Source organism: Enterococcus sp. 3C7_DIV0644, from assembly GCF_002141235.1.
Lineage (GTDB): Bacteria > Bacillota > Bacilli > Lactobacillales > Enterococcaceae > Enterococcus_D > Enterococcus_D entomosocium.
This window is the reverse complement of sequence record NZ_NGLK01000001.1, coordinates 3,316,334-3,331,593: the sequence shown is the minus strand read 5'-3', so window position 1 is coordinate 3,331,593 and position 15,260 is coordinate 3,316,334. Positions and strand designations below refer to the sequence as shown.

General features: G+C 43.3%; 10 protein-coding genes and 1 pseudogene. All 11 read right to left on the bottom strand.

Annotation, left to right across the window (positions count from 1 at the left end; all coding sequences use genetic code 11):
* Positions 1 to 135: 135 nt before the first annotated feature.
* Complete coding sequence (locus A5877_RS15760; protein WP_086317475.1) at positions 136 to 1,467, bottom strand: 6-phospho-alpha-glucosidase; 1,332 nt, start codon at positions 1,465 to 1,467, stop codon at positions 136 to 138.
* A complete protein-coding gene (locus A5877_RS15755) occupies positions 1,467 to 3,095 on the bottom strand; it encodes a PTS transporter subunit EIIC (protein WP_008381549.1) in 1,629 nt (542 codons plus the stop codon). Before A5877_RS15755 ends, A5877_RS15760 begins: the two co-directional genes overlap by 1 nt.
* A gap of 164 nt (positions 3,096 to 3,259) precedes the next feature.
* A complete protein-coding gene (locus A5877_RS15750) occupies positions 3,260 to 3,838 on the bottom strand; it encodes a hypothetical protein (RefSeq protein WP_008381551.1) in 579 nt (192 codons plus the stop codon).
* A 15-nt stretch (positions 3,839 to 3,853) separates the two neighbouring features.
* The gene (locus tag A5877_RS15745; protein ID WP_086317231.1) at positions 3,854 to 5,497 is read right to left on the bottom strand and encodes an ABC transporter; all 1,644 of its coding nucleotides are present in this window, start codon (positions 5,495 to 5,497) and stop codon (positions 3,854 to 3,856) included.
* A gap of 18 nt (positions 5,498 to 5,515) precedes the next feature.
* Positions 5,516 to 6,391: a carbohydrate ABC transporter permease gene (locus tag A5877_RS15740; protein ID WP_005236529.1), complete on the bottom strand. Its 876-nt coding sequence runs from the start codon at positions 6,389 to 6,391 to the stop codon at positions 5,516 to 5,518.
* Positions 6,392 to 6,403: 12 nt separating this feature from the next.
* Complete coding sequence (locus A5877_RS15735; protein WP_086317229.1) at positions 6,404 to 7,351, bottom strand: sugar ABC transporter permease; 948 nt, start codon at positions 7,349 to 7,351, stop codon at positions 6,404 to 6,406.
* A gap of 57 nt (positions 7,352 to 7,408) precedes the next feature.
* A complete protein-coding gene (locus A5877_RS15730; RefSeq protein WP_176273492.1) occupies positions 7,409 to 8,326 on the bottom strand; it encodes an ROK family protein in 918 nt (305 codons plus the stop codon).
* Positions 8,327 to 8,339: 13 nt separating this feature from the next.
* The gene (locus tag A5877_RS15725) at positions 8,340 to 9,341 is read right to left on the bottom strand and encodes a LacI family DNA-binding transcriptional regulator (RefSeq protein WP_042890402.1); all 1,002 of its coding nucleotides are present in this window, start codon (positions 9,339 to 9,341) and stop codon (positions 8,340 to 8,342) included.
* A gap of 223 nt (positions 9,342 to 9,564) precedes the next feature.
* A complete protein-coding gene (locus A5877_RS15720) occupies positions 9,565 to 11,709 on the bottom strand; it encodes a glycoside hydrolase family 3 N-terminal domain-containing protein (protein WP_086299553.1) in 2,145 nt (714 codons plus the stop codon).
* Positions 11,710 to 12,012: 303 nt separating this feature from the next.
* A pseudogene (locus A5877_RS17480) lies at positions 12,013 to 14,363 on the bottom strand (WxL domain-containing protein).
* Positions 14,364 to 14,408: 45 nt separating this feature from the next.
* The gene (locus tag A5877_RS15710) at positions 14,409 to 14,774 is read right to left on the bottom strand and encodes a hypothetical protein (protein WP_008381556.1); all 366 of its coding nucleotides are present in this window, start codon (positions 14,772 to 14,774) and stop codon (positions 14,409 to 14,411) included.
* Between the last annotated feature and the right edge of the window lie 486 nt (positions 14,775 to 15,260).

Sequence of the window (15,260 nt, the reverse complement as noted above, 5' to 3'; positions counted from 1 at the left end):
GTTGAGAAGACGTTTAGTGGTGATTTTCTTCAGAGAAGTATCCTTCCACAGCAAAAATAAAAAAAGAAAGATTCTCGGAGAATCTTCCTCTTTCCAGTTAGCCAATCAGCAAATGTTTCGCAAATGTGAAACAAATCAAGACAATCCTGGCCAGTAATCACCATTTTCCGAGACCAAATCATCGAGTAACTCTTTGGCTACTTTTGCGCTAGGAATCGTTTTGGAAAGGCTTAACGCTTGCCACATTTTTTGATAGCTCTTTTCCACATATACTTCGACCACTAATTTTTCCACAGTCACCTGTTGGAACATGAGCGCTTGTTGGAAGGCAGGAATTTTTCCTTGAGCGAGGGCTTCTGGTCCATCAGAACCGACGATACATGGCACTTCCACCATGGCATCATCCGGGAAGTTCGCAATCGCGCCGTTGTTTTCCACAATCATGACCATTCGCTCATGCGTATTAAAAGCGATGGCGCGTGCCAAATCAACGATAAAGGTTGCATGGGCATCAATCTCAAAAGCGATCCCTTCAGCAGATCCTTGTGCAGTGATCTTTTTGGCATGATCGAACACTCGTCTTTCCCGTCCTTCCATCACTTCATTGGAACGCGTATACTCCGGGTGTTCTTTCATGTGTTCGTAGACGTAATCTGGGTATAAATAATACTTCAAGTACGTATTTGGCAGATATTCTGGTGTGAGAGCCAAGAGGTCTTTGGCTTTTTTGTGGGTGTCTTGCCAACTTGGGTCTGTATGTTGAGTATCCACTTCGATCTGCGTCAAATAGCCATGTTCTGCAACATAGTCACGTATGGTTTGAATGTACTCCGTGCCTTCTTTGTCTTTGACACTAGTCCACCAGCCAAAATGATTCAAGCCAAAGTAGCGAACTTCTAGTTCCTCTGGCTGTTTGCCAATGATTTGCGACATGCGCCGCAACGTGCCCACGGGCATGTCACAGATATTCAGAACTTTTGATTTAGGACGCAAGACTCGACATGCTTCAGCTACGATTGCAGCCGGATTGGAATAATTCAGCATCCAACAATCGGGGGAATACTTTTCCATGTAATCAATGATCTCCAGCATACCAGTGATGCTGCGCATCCCATAAGCGATCCCTCCTGGACCACAGGTTTCTTGACCAAAGACGCCATGACGCAAGGGAACTTTTTCATCTTTTTCCCGCATATCATACTTTCCTACTCGGATATGCGCCATACAGAAATCGATATCGCTGAAGGCTTCCTCAGGATCCGTCGTAAATGAAAATTCGATTTGCGGTGCTTGTTCTTTTAATAAGATCGCTAGGGCTTCACCGAGGATCGCTTGGCGTGCTTCATCATTGTCGTATAGTTTCAGCTTTCTTAAAGGAAAGCGTTCTTGATTATCAAGCAGCATCATAACGATTCCCGGGGTAAAGGTACTGCCGCCCCCTGCGATCACTACTGAAAAATTTTTCATCATTCAATCTCTCCTTCTCTTCCAAGATAATTTTCTAATTCTTCCCGCACTTTCGGCACAGTCAACCCGTAAACGACATGGACATTTTCACCATTTTTGATCACGCCTTTGGCTTGTGTTTCGTCTTTTAGTAGCGCTTCATCCACGAGTTCAGGATCCTTTAGTTTTAAACGTAAGCGGGTATAGCAGTTGTCGATGGTTTTGATATTGTCATCGCCACCTAGCGCTTTGGTGATGATTGCTGAGATACTTGTTTCACCAGTCGGACTAATGGCGGCTTGGTCACTCGCCATGACCCCGACACCTGCTCCAGCAAGTTGTTTTTCTTTGTACTCTTTCTTCGAATACAGTTTGGTCTCTGTCCCATCTTCTTCACGCCCGACCGTTTTCAAATTCAGTTTCGTGATCAAAAAGCGGAACAAGAAGTAATAAAGAAAGAAGAAGACGACTCCGACGATCAAGTACACTGGCCAGCGAGTTTTCTCGATCCCTAAGGGCAAGTTGTACAAAAGAAAGTCGATGAAGCCATTCGGTCCGATGGCGCGAGAACCAAAGAGATTTAACGCCACCATGCTCAAGCCGCTAAGTGCAGAATGAATGACGAACAAAACAGGTGCCACGAACATAAAAGAAAATTCGATTGGTTCAGTCACACCTGCAATAAAGGAAGTGACGACAGCTGGAATCAAAATGGCTTTGACTTTGACTTTATTTTCTGGTTTTGCCGTTTGATACATCGCCAAACAGGCACCGATCAGTCCAAACATTTTTGAGATCCCACGAGCGTCCCAAATGACACTTTGCGATAATACGCGGACTGCTGGGTCAGCAATTTCCGCAAAATAAATGTTTCGTGCCCCTTCAAAGACTTGACCGCCAACTTCTGCGACACCGCCTAATGAGGTATACAAAAACGGCGTGTAGATCAAGTGATGCAAGCCAGTTGGAATCAATAAGCGTTCCAACATACCGTACAAGAAGATGCCAAAGTTGCCCGTTTGTTGAATGATGCCGCCTAAACCGTCGATGCCAGTTTGTATTACTGGCCATATAAACGTGAAAACGATGGCTAATAACACGACGACCGGAATCAAGACAATAAAGACGAAGCGCGCGCCGCCATAAACTTGAAAGGCGTTGTTAAAGGTCGTATCGATAAAACGATTATGGATCAATGCTACGACGATCCCTAAAATGATCCCCAGAAAGACCCCCATATCCAACACTTGGATTCCTAAAACGATCGCTTGTCCTGAACCTTGAAGGGCATCGGCTGGAACCAACATCCCCCGAAGTTCCATGAATTTATTCATGGCATTCAAGAAGACGAAATAACCTAACAACGCGGTAAATCCCGCTTCAGCTTTTTTCTTATTAGCTAACCCTAGAGCAATCCCGACACAAAAAATAATGCCCAAATTGGTTAAAATCGGTAATAAGGAAGCGGATAAGATACTACCAAAACCGGTGGTTATCGGATTATCCAAAAAGGGAAACTGCTCAAGCAAGCGGACATTTGTAAACACATTCCCAACGGCAATCAATATCCCTGCGATCGGCAAAATCAAGACGGGCACAAACATTGCCTTGGAGAATTTCTGCATCGCATCCATCACTTTTTCTTTCATTGAGGAAACTCCTTTGTAATTGATTTGTAGGTTCATTATAGGAAACATTTGTTACTAATAGAATAGCAAACGTTTTCAATTCAATGCGTTTCAAAGATTGGAATGTGTTTCATCCTGTTTACTTCCTTGCTAGTGGTGAATACAAGCAACAAAAAAAGAGTGAATCAAGATTGATCCACTCTTTTTAGATGCAACACTTTTTGATAGAAATACAAGGGCCCAGACAGACAAAATAGATAGAAGATACCTGGTGCTGATTGCCATGTGAAGAAATAGCCGATCGCTGCTAGGACTAAGATTCCGATCCCTTTATGGTAGTGCATCATCGTAAAGAAAAAACTACTACGAAAAAGGTCAAACAAGTTTTGCCGATCTTGCATTTTTGATTGCATCACATACAGGTTAATGTTGTAAGACAACAAAAAAGTAAGAAAAATGATGGTCAAAAAAGAGAAAAACAATGAATTCGTCAAAGTAGCAGAACGCCACAAGCTGAGTCCGCATAAAAATGAGAAGAGATTGAAGACCCCTAGTGGCAGAGTCTTCAATAACGCGCTTTTGCTATTTTTCAAAAAGGGTTTTAGCAGTTTTGCTTCAGGATGTTCGTAAGCATCGACCACTGCTCGCAAAGCGGCTGGAAACGTGATGATCGGAAACGATACCACTAAAAACAAGAGATTCAATACCAGCATACGAAAAACGATTTCGCAAAGACGATAAAAACGACTCTCTAAAGCAAACATCACACTCACACACCTTTAGTTTAATTTTTCAATATTTTCAGCGATTTTCTCATTTCGGTAATCAACGATTGCTGACCATCCATTGTTTTCTCGTTCTTTTAGGTAGTCTTCCCAAATCTGACGGCCCGCTTCTTCCGAGTCTGCTTGAATAAAGTTGACCAACGCTTGCACTCTTGCTGTGTTGATGGAAGTGAGGTTTCTTGCTTCAGAACCGGTGCGAGGATCAATGTCTTCGATCTCAAAACGCGGCGCCAATTTGTCTTGCGACCATTCCACCATCTGCCGAATCGATGTTGCTGGTTTTTGTCCCATTTGAATGGCGTAATTGTCATTGCCAACAAACCAATAAGAACCTAAACCAATTTCCTTATCAAAGCGAGCAATATCAGAATTTCGTAACGCTTCTGTTTCTTCTGAGTACTCAACCACGCCATCCACAAGATTGTATGTTTCCCCTTCGATACCAAAGGTAGTGACCATCGTGCCATACTCACTTGCTAAATACGTCAAAAGTTCCATGGCTTTTTGGGGTTCTTTTGTCGACGTCGTGATGAAGGTTTGTGTCCATCCACCAATATTTCCGCCAGTAAAAGTGGAATCATCGCCATTCGAATTTTTCGGACCATCGACGGCAATATAGGTTTGCTCAGGATTACGGGCATTATTATCGGACATAAACTCATTGAGTCCCTTCGTATTCGTATGCAGGTAAGCAAAATAACGCCCTTGTCCTAGTTTTTCCTTCATCGTGTTGTCATTGTCTGAAAACTGGTCATTGTTGATGTATCCCTCATTGTACGCTTTTCTAAATGTCTCGATCCAAGTGATGTACTCCTCATCAGCGTCACGATCATTGAATTGACCGTCTACACTTGGTGCGATACTGAGAAAGTCTTGCAAAGTACCACCATAGGCGCCATCCCCACCATTGGAAATATCTAGTGCAGTCGAAGCAAATGGGACTAGAGCTGCACCATCATCTGCTGTCGGAAATGCTTCTTTTGCCCGTTTTAACGCATCTAAAAATCCTTCTGGCGTCGACATATCGGGTTCACCTAACGCTTCGTAAATATCTTTGCGGACAATGAAAACTTGGTCTCCCACTACATTGCCGTCCTCATAATCTTGTGCAGTCGTGGAAAAGCTCGGGTATCCATAAATGTTGCCATCTTCTAAAGTAAACCATTGAACAGATTCCGGTTTCGCTGCATGTTCTAAGAAGTAAGGGTCATATTTTTCTGCCAAAAGATTCAATGGCAAGGCAAATTTTGTCGCTTCATTTGCAGCAGACAGGTTTTTATCGAAGGTCATGATATCTGGAAGATCGCCACCAGCTAGCATCGTATTAAGGTTCTCGTCATTTCCTGAAATAAATTCGACATTGATATTCATGTCTTCTTTGATTTTTCGCGTCACAGTGTCTTTGCCCCACCCCGGCTGAGCATACCAATCAAAATTGACATACCATTTTAAGGTAGCTTCATGGTCGGTGTCTTTTTGCCAGCTTGGTGTATCTTTGTCTGCTTCAAAGCGAGCTTCTGGCAGATCTTCTACCTCAGCAGCTCCTTTTGACTCGCTGCTGGAATTACCACAGGCACTTAATACCATGACTGATGTACATACGAGACCGATCCCTAAAAATAATTTGCTTGCTTTCATTTTTTTCTCTCCTTTTGTCTATTCTTTTACTGATCCAAGAGTCATCCCTTGAATAAAGTACTTTTGTAAAAATGGGTAGATCACGACGACAGGAACCGTCGTTACCACCATGGTTGCTAATTGCAATGACTGTGAAGTTGTATTTCTGACAACATTGGTTCCGGTCGCCACTGCGGGCGATAGATTTTCCGAAACGATCCGAAATAGTAGCATTTGTAAAGGATATAAACTACGATCATCCACATAGATATTGGCGGTCATGTAGTCGTTCCACTGAAAGACGCCGTGGAATAATGCAATGGTTGCCAAAACTGGAAGGGACAATGGCAAAATGATTTTCACGAAAATAATAAAAGGATTGGCGCCATCCATCATGGCAGATTCTTCCAGCGAAAATGGAATGCTCCGGAAAAAATTCATCAAAATCACCATATCGTAAAAAGAAAATAAGACAGGAATGATGTAAACCCAAAAATTATTTAACAATCCTAATTCTTTGAATAAGAGAAAGGTTGGGATCATTCCTCCGGAAACGAACATCGTTAAAATCCCCATGTTCATGTAGATTTTCCGTCCCATTAAGTTTCTGCGACTCATCCCATAGGCGACCATCGCCGTTAATGCCGTATGCAAAACAACGCCAATCACTGTTTTTGCAACTGAGATAACAAAAGCTTTATAGATCGCAGAATCTTCAAAAACGGTGTAGTAACTTTCTAGTGAAAATTCCCGTGGCCAGAAATAGATCCCCCCTCTTGCGGCATCGGTTGCATCATTGAACGACAAAGCGACGATATTCCATAATGGCAACGCAATGATGGCTAAAAAGAATACCATGAAAATCACATTGGCGGTATTGAAGATCTTCTCATCTTTTGAAAATGTTTGTTTCATACTTTTCCTCCTCTAAAAGACTGATTCATCACTGATTTTTTTGGTCAAAAGATGACTTCCTACTACGAGGATCAAAGAAACAACCGACACAAACAGGCCAACGGCGGTCGCATAGGAGAAGTCTCCTTGTTGGATCCCCATTTTATAGACAAATGAATTAATGACTTCACTGGACTGATAATTGACAGGGTTTTGTAAGACGAGTGTCTGATCGAGGTTTGAACCCAATAACCCACCCACTGACAAAACAAATGTCAAGGCGATAATATGACGGATCGAAGGAATCGTGATCCGCGTGATCTGCTGGAACTTCGTGGCGCCATCCATTCTAGCTGCTTCATAAAGAGCTGGATTGATCCCCGTCATAGCAGCGATGTATAAAATCGTATTCCAGCCAACTTCTTTCCAAATATCGGAAATGACTGCAATCGCCCAATATTTTTCGGGATCGGTCAAGAAGCGGATCGGTTCATCGATCAACCCAAAACCTAACAGTAAATTATTGACCAGACCGGTATCAGACAACCACGTAATAAACATGCCACCTAAGATGACCCAAGAAAGAAAGTGCGGCAAATAAGACACCGTTTGAACGACCTTCTTCAAGCGCACATGAACGATTTCATTGATCAATACCGCTAAACCAATCGCCGCTGGAAAGCCAATCAGTAGTTTAAAAAAGCTGATGCCCAATGTATTACTCATCACCGTCCAAAACATTGAATCACTAAAAAATTCTTGAAAATATTGAGTACCGACCCACTCCGCATTTGCGATCGAATCAAGAACTGAGTAATCTTTAAACGCGATAACGATCCCATACAATGGGATAAAATTAAAAATAATCATCAAGATAATACCTGGCCAAACCATCGCTTGATAAAAGCTTTGGCTTTTTAGTTTTTGCAAAAATGACCTTTTCTGTGGGGTTGCTTTTAGTATGACACCTTTTGATTCCATTTTTCCACCCTTTCTAAAACGCTTACTTTTTCACCCAAAGGAAATACATGCTTTCCTTTATTGGTTCATCAATTGATAGACCGCACCAATCATACCAGCATCATTTTTTAATTTTGCTCGTTGAATCGGTGCAATCGTGCGACCTTCTAAATAACCAATACTTTCATGGCGAGCTTTTAGCTGGCTCATGGTCTCTTCAAGCCTTGTCATGAAACCATCATTTTCACTGACCCCACCACCAACCAAAATCAGCTCGGGATCAAATGTACTGATCAAATTCAGTAAGCCCACTGATAAATCTTGGAAAAATTGAGCAATCACTTGGTTCGCTACTACTTCTCCTTGTTCTCCTCTCTGGAAGATCTCGACTGCATCTTGAGGCAGATCACTTCGCCCTTGTTGCTGAAGTGCCAGTTGATACTGATGGCAAAGACCACCCACGATGGCTGCTCGTTGATTCAAGGAAACTGACTCTAGATTTCCCTGTTCAGGCAATGTGTCGATCAGCATCCACCCAAATTCACCTGCCATGCCATGACTGCCTCGATAGAGCTGATTGTTGACGATGATCCCGCCACCAATACCAGTTCCCACAACAAGACAAAGATAGTTCTCACAAGCCTGTGCATGCCCAAGCCATTTTTCAGCAATCGCTGCAGCATTGGCATCATTTTCAACAAGGACTGGCAGCTTGACACGTTTCTCTAATTCCAACTTTAGGTTGATTCCATAAAGCGGTTTGATTGATCCTGCCGTGATCATCGTGCCATCTTTTTGGATGATGCCCGGTGCGCTAATACCGACACCTTCGATCACTGCATCTTGCTGCAGCGATTCGATCAATGCTGTGATGGATTGCAAAAATTTTTCTTTTTCATGAATGGTTGGCATCTGTCCTTTCTTCACAATTTCACCCGTTCTCAAAATCACACCATATTTGATAGCCGTTCCTCCAACATCAATTCCAATAAACATTGCTTCACCCTCATTATTCATTTACTTGTTTTGTCGATTGCTTAATACTCAATTCTCCTGGTAAAACGTAGGAGACACCACATGCATTTTCCTCAATCATTTCGATCAAGTGGTTTACTGCCGTGACCCCTTGCAATTGGATTGGATTTTTCACAGTCGTCAACCGAGGCATGAAATAGTCCAAGAGATCGATGCCATCAAAGCCAATTACGCTGAAATCATCCGGCACCCGCCACTTGGTCTCATGGATCGCCTTGACCGTTCCTATCGCACTAAGATCATTTCCCGCCAGAAACGCTGTGGGTAAATCTTTCTGCTCTAGCAAAAACTGTTGCACGCGGACTCTCGTTCGTTCTTCTTCAAAGAACCCCTGCAATTGATAGTCCGACCGTTTAGAAACCCCTGCCTCATTTAATGCTTCTAAATACCCTCTTAAACGCTCATCACTATCATAAACACCAGTAATACCACTGATAAAGGCAATTTTTTTGTGGCCAAGTGACAAAAGATACTCGGTGGCTGCTTTCCCTTTTTCGAAAGAATCAAAGACTACACTGCCGAAGTTCTTCTCTTGAATGTTTCGATCGATAAAGACGGCTTTGATTTGTTCTCGTTCCATCGCAGCCAAATCCTGCTTCGTTAAAAAATCTTCAAATCCAATAATGCCATCAACAACACCACCTAAAATACTATTGAGGACAACGCGCTTATCTGCAGATAAAAACACGTTGACTGCATACCCATGTTTTTCTGCCTCTCTGGCAATGGCTTCAACTAGTACGCTAAAGTAGGGGCCCTTAATGCTGGTGGTGTAAAAACCAAGCATCTTGGTTTTCGTGTTTTTTAATTGTTTGCCCATCAAATTTGGGACATAATGCAACCGCTGCGCGGCGGCCATCACACGTTCTTTCGTTGCGGGCCGAACAACATCGACACCGTTTAATGCTTTAGACACGGTCGCAATCGACACGTTTGCCTCCTTTGCCACTTCCCGAATCGTGATTCGATTTGTCAAATGATTCTCCCCTCCTGAAGGATTCTTCCCAAAAATAAAAACGTTTTTATTTTTCTGAAAAAATCAACGACCACTCTAAGGTTGGCCATCCGATAAACCAACTATATATAAAAACGTTTTCACCCACAATGGTTCTAGGACTAGTTGGCGCATGTACCAGCACCTTGAAACCTGTGCCACTTTGGTACAAGTTGTACCCGAAAAAAAAAGCCTCGAAAGGCTTTTAAATCGTGAGCGTACCAATCAACTTCGCTGAGGCAGCAGCAAAGCCAAGGTATAAGGAAATCGTACCAGGATCACTTTCTGTCGAGAAATCGGAATGAACATAAGCAAAATCCTCTGGTGTAACATAGAATGAATGCTGCCTTTCTTCGGCTGCAGCAAGATGGATTTTTTGCCATTGTTTCAATTCCCTCATCGGTCGTGCTACTTCCGTAACATCGTCTCTGCTATAGAGTTGCAATGTCGTTGTATGCGGCACATCGCCCTCATTTTTCAGTGTGCAACTGATCTCAAATGGCGCACCCTTTTCCTGAGGAATAATGATTTGGGTGTGGGTAATCGTGCATTTACTATAGCCTATCCCCGAGCCAAAAGAAAACAACGGCTCATTTTTTTCATCCATATAGCGCGAAATATATTTTTGATCACTATTCTCTTCTGTCAGTGGCCGACCTGTAGAGAGTTGAGCATAAGTCAACGGCAACTGTCCTTCTGCCCTTGGAAAACTCATAGCTAAACGTCCTTGCGGTTCAGATTCGCCCATCAACAAATCTGCCAATGCATTACCGCCTTCTGATCCAGGGAACCAGGCAATCATGATTGCTTGACAAAGAGGCTCGATGGCGGTCAAAACCAGTGGTCTGCCACAGAAAAGAATCGTTGCGATCCTAGGATTGACCTGACTTACTGCTTCAATCAATGCTTCTTGCTTTCTTGATAAAGAAAGTTTGGTCAGACTTGCCGCTTCTCCCGCTTCCTCGCTGGTTTCCCCCAGAGCCAATAAAACGACCTCAGCTCCTTTAGCGACTTTACACGCCTCATCAAGAAAGGCGCTCGTCAACATTTCCCCATCAGGGTACGGTAAGACAGTTAAGTCAATTTCTTTTTGAGAAAGACCTTCCGCTAAGGAGACCGCAGCCTCTGGTTTGCCGATCCACGACCAAGCCCCCAAAAGATCCTTTGAATCTGCTTTGGGACCGATCAGCGCGACCTTTTGTTTTTTCTGCAAAGGCAACAGTGCCTGGTTTTTCAGAAGAACCGTTGTTTGCTTTGCTGCTTCTCGTGAAAGAAGACGGGTTTCCTTTAGGAGTCTAGGCGTTAAGTTTTCCGGTGCTAACCCTCTATAAGGGTCTTCAAAAAGGCCTAGCTTGTTCTTTAAATGTAGCACATGAAAAACCGCCTTATTCAACTGCTCTTTCATAGCAGGATCTGCCTGAATGATTTGCTCTAGTGCGTTCAAATAGCAATCACTCATCATATCCATTTCGACACCTGCAGTAAAAGCTTTCTGTGCGGCTTCCTTTCGATCAGCAGCTACACGATGCGCCATCAATTCCGCCACCGCTGCCCAATCTGAGATGATCAAGCCATCAAACCCAAGCTTTTCTCGCAATACTTCCTGCAACAATGGTTGATTGGCTGTGGCCGGCACACCATGGATCGTATTAAAAGAAGTCATGACCAATTCTGCACCAGCTTCAATCGCCGCCTGAAACGCGGGCAGATAATTTTGGTAGAGCTCCAGATCAGACAAATCGACAGTATGGTAATCCCGGCCGCCTTCTGCAGCGCCATAGCCGATAAAGTGTTTGACACAAGCAGCAATTCGCTGTTTATTTTCTGCAAGGGAAGCAGTTCCTTGATACCCTCGTACATAAGCAGCCGTCAACACCGCAGATAAGGTCGGATCTTCCCCATTACTTTCCAAGACCCTCCCCCAGCGCGCGTCTTTAACATGATCCGCCATCGGTGAAAACGTGACATGGACACCAGCTTCTGCCGCTTCTTTTGCTGAAGCTTTAGCAACCTCTTCCACTAACTGCGCATCAAAGGAAGATGCTAAGGCCAGTGGAATTGGGAAAATCGTTTCATACCCATGGATAACATCTGCCATAAAAACAAGAGGAATCTTTAAGCGACTTTTCTGAAGATAAGACGTTTGGATGGCATACACTTGTTCCGCAGTATGAGTGCCCAACACAGAACCAATCGAAAATAATTGGTCTTCACTCATGTGCCATTGTTGCATCGGACCGGTGATTTCTCCTCCTTGCGCAAAAAAATCTGGCGTCAGTTGGACCAACTGGCCCACTTTTTCAGCTACAGTCATTTGGTCAATCAGTTCTTTTAGTTTTACGGTTTGCACTATTATTCTCTCCAATCATTAGGCTCTCTTCTTTTGCTTATCGAACTTGCGGCATTTGCTCCTTCTTAGCAGAAGCAACATGTTGCCGATTCCTTTCATTCAGTATAATTAAAAACGTTTTCAAAAAAAGACGATCTTCATACTTTGGTGCAACTCATGGCAAAAAGGAAAAATCTTCATCATGGTACAAGGTGTACCATAAATAATGGATAACACCAAATCCCCTGATACATCCGACATTGTGTCTTCTCCGATGCTAACAAAAAGAAGCTGCAAATCGCTGCAGCTTCTTTTTGTTTATTGTTAAGGAACAAATGAAAGTTCCCAAAGAATGGTTGCTGAATATCTCGTGGCTTGAGGAGTCGCACTAATTGGCACCTCAAGTTTGACACTTTGATCCATTGTTTCTCGATCGCCAAAGCGCTGGACCCAAGTGCCTCTGCCTTGGTTGGCACCTGCTTGTGCGATTATCTCCGCATTTCCAACAGTCAGTGCTGCTTGCTGTTTGTGAGTAGGTGGCTCAGACACGTTTTCTCGAGTCGTTACTACATCGATATTGTCTAATAAAATTCTAGCACCAGTCAGTTGATGCCCTTCATCACTTTCAAAAGGCTCTCGTAAGGTTGCACGGAGGGTCCAACCGGAATTTTCCCGCCTCCGATCTGAAACCTGCACATAATTAGGGCGTAGATTATCATTTGGATCAGCCGGCTGAAGCAGTTTCTGCGGCAGGGCATCGTAGGTCGTCGTTTCTGACCGAATGCCAACTGTCCCAAACTGGAATTGGGAAACAAAATCCAAGCTGACAAACCCTTGTTCTGCATCAATCTCAGGCGGATTCTCAGGATTTACTTGCGTATCCGGATCAAGAGGGTCTACTGGTTGCGGAGTACTTTCCAAACCATAAACCAGCCAGTATTCTTGTTCATCTCGGGTGACTCTTGTTTCCAGCGGCTGACCGTCCCGCTCGTAAAGATATTGGTAATAAGGAATCTCCTCAGGAAGGATATCGACCGATTCATTTACGAATTCTCCTTGATAGGTTGGTTCCCTCAATGCTACCCCTTCTTCATCTATGTGATTGATCTTGATGTTCGATGGCACGCGATCAAATAAAAAAGTAACATTCTGATGGAAAGGCTGCGGCATAATAGCAAATGTACCTGGGTCAAAGTGTTCTGTGACATACTCAACCCCGTAATAGTCATACCCTAACTGATAGGGTTCATCGCTCTCTCGGTGCTCTCTCGGTTCTTGGGGTCAAGGGTATGAAGGAAACGTAATGGTAGTTCTAATGTTTCAGTTGGTAGAATATCCTCCCCTGTCTCTCGATCCAGATAGTTTACATGGACGGTTCCAGTACCAATGTGATATTCCATCCAATCAAAAGTAAAGGTATGGCGATCACTCCTTGCACCTGTACTTCCAGTAATAAGAAAAGCCATCGCAGAAACATCCTCAGGTTGCCAATCACTAATATCTCTACGCCATGTCCGATTGTCATAATCGACTTGAAACCATCTCCCATTTTCATCCGGCTGATATTGAATAAGTACATCCAAATCATGTCCCAAGCGATTTCCAGCTCTTTGCGGTAATGCATCATTGCCGGTATAGGTCGCCATCGTTCGCGGACCTGTATGATAGATGAATCCAGCGAATGGCGCACCGCCAACAGACATTGGATCTCTAATCACCTCAAATCGATTCGTGAATTCTTCAAAAACACTAGGTGTAGTGTTATAATTATTGTCCAATTTAAACCCAAAGCCATCGATCAAACCGCCAATACCAAACGCATTTCCTGGATACCCGACTTCATCTGTAGCCGAATTGTGAAAGCCAAAAGCAATGCCATCGGCTCCGTCTAATCTCGTTCCGATATTTGCTTTGCCTTTTAGCGTAAATGGACGATCCAAACTGAGCCTTTCTTTTAAAGTAACATTACCAACGTGATCTGATAGATTGGGCGTTAACAGCACTTCTCCTGTTTGCTCGTTATAAGTAGCATCGATAGGGTGTCCTTGCAAATCAAAATGATCTAAGAAATCTGCTCGCTCAATTCGAATTTTAGCTGTAGTATCACTTCTATCATCTACTTCTGCCTCTCTTCCTACTTCATCCGCAGCCTCATCTGCTTGATCTACTTCCGCAGAGTCATTCTCTTCTTCCGTCGAATCAGTGTCTTCGGCATCCGTATGATCTAAGATCAGCAGGCGCTGCGTAGCAGTCTCGGCAACGATGATCTCATATTCTCCGATCGTATCCACAAGAATCGGTAAGACAAAAGTCGTTTGTGGGGTCTCGCTGTTCAGCTGCCACACACCTTCGTGGTCTGTTGCTACCACCGTTAGTTCATCGTTCAAAGCTTCCTGATCAATGATTATTTCCTGAGGCAACGCGATGTCCACCGTTTCGAGGGCAACTTCTGAGTAGAAAATAAAATCTATTACGTGCTCGACCTCTCCTTGGATCAGTTCCTCCGCAAAGGAGATTTCTCCACTCACTTCATCGTCGGCCTTCTCCTCGTGTTCTTCCTCTGGTGTCCACGAAAAAATCGTCTCGGCATTCATGATTGTTAATGTTGTAATCAGTGGGAGTAAGGCAAGTAGAACCAGCAACCACTTATTTTTTTTGCGAAAAAATGAGTTCATCGCATTCACTCCTAAATGTCATTTCTCTTATTTTCCCCATGGGATCTAGCCCCACTTAGGGAATGTTGATTTCCCTTTTTTGATAAGTTGTTTTACTACGTATATGTTAAGTGCGGTGATCAGCAAGAGACTTCCAAGAATCACCCAATCCAACCGTTGAATGAAGTTTGTCTGGGGCAGCTGCCCGCCGGGTTTACCCGTGTCTTGCGGTGGACGCGGAACAGGACCGGTTGGTGGAGATGGTTCTGGTTGATCCAAAGGCTCATAAATCCCGGTAAACCCCACTGTCCCCTCCGTTTCCGTTGAACGTCTCTCCTCGCCAAAACTCGTTCTTGTAAACCCGAAAGCGAACAATAAGACCAAACATACTTTCAAAGCCCTTCCTCTAATAGATGCACCGTTGATATCCATTCTCCCTCCTCCTTGTGAGTTGTTCATTTCGAAAACGATCGTTTTTGAGACGTGTTATTTTATTAAAGCCAATCTCTTTACAAAAGCCTAAATAGTACTGTTTATATGGAATTCATTCTATCTTGATCGTAGTCGTACTTGATATCTCAAAAACCATGGTTTTCAAACATGTCATACTAATTATATCGATGTTCTACTTAGAATAAAATTCACGATATTCCTCGATCGATGAATATCCTGCATGAAGTTAAAAAAAACATACGTTTCATTCATATGTTATTGTTGCAACTATTTTAGAAACTTGCCATCTCCCTTTTATACAACAAAAAGCTCAATGATCTTAAATTACGTTATTCCTTTAATCCTCGACACCTTGAATCGACGCTTCATGTCAGGCGTCCCTCTCATTTTCTATCAACAAGACTGAACCGTAATTAGCTTGCTAAAATGCAAAAAAAACAGGTCCAAAAGTTATCAAAAGAAAAG

Excerpts from the sequence above, each read along its gene's own strand:
- A5877_RS15735 (WP_086317229.1), bottom strand. The coding sequence starts at position 7,351 with ATGGAATCAAAAGGTGTCATACTAAAAGCAACCCCACAGAAAAGGTCA.
- A5877_RS15760 (WP_086317475.1), bottom strand. The coding sequence starts at position 1,467 with ATGAAAAATTTTTCAGTAGTGATCGCAGGGGGCGGCAGTACCTTTACC.
- A5877_RS15755 (WP_008381549.1), bottom strand. The coding sequence starts at position 3,095 with ATGAAAGAAAAAGTGATGGATGCGATGCAGAAATTCTCCAAGGCAATG.
- A5877_RS15730 (WP_176273492.1), bottom strand. The coding sequence starts at position 8,326 with ATGTTTATTGGAATTGATGTTGGAGGAACGGCTATCAAATATGGTGTG.
- A5877_RS15750 (WP_008381551.1), bottom strand. The coding sequence starts at position 3,838 with ATGTTTGCTTTAGAGAGTCGTTTTTATCGTCTTTGCGAAATCGTTTTT.
- A5877_RS15745 (WP_086317231.1), bottom strand. The coding sequence starts at position 5,497 with ATGAAAGCAAGCAAATTATTTTTAGGGATCGGTCTCGTATGTACATCA.
- A5877_RS15740 (WP_005236529.1), bottom strand. The coding sequence starts at position 6,391 with ATGAAACAAACATTTTCAAAAGATGAGAAGATCTTCAATACCGCCAAT.
- A5877_RS15710 (WP_008381556.1), bottom strand. The coding sequence starts at position 14,774 with ATGGATATCAACGGTGCATCTATTAGAGGAAGGGCTTTGAAAGTATGT.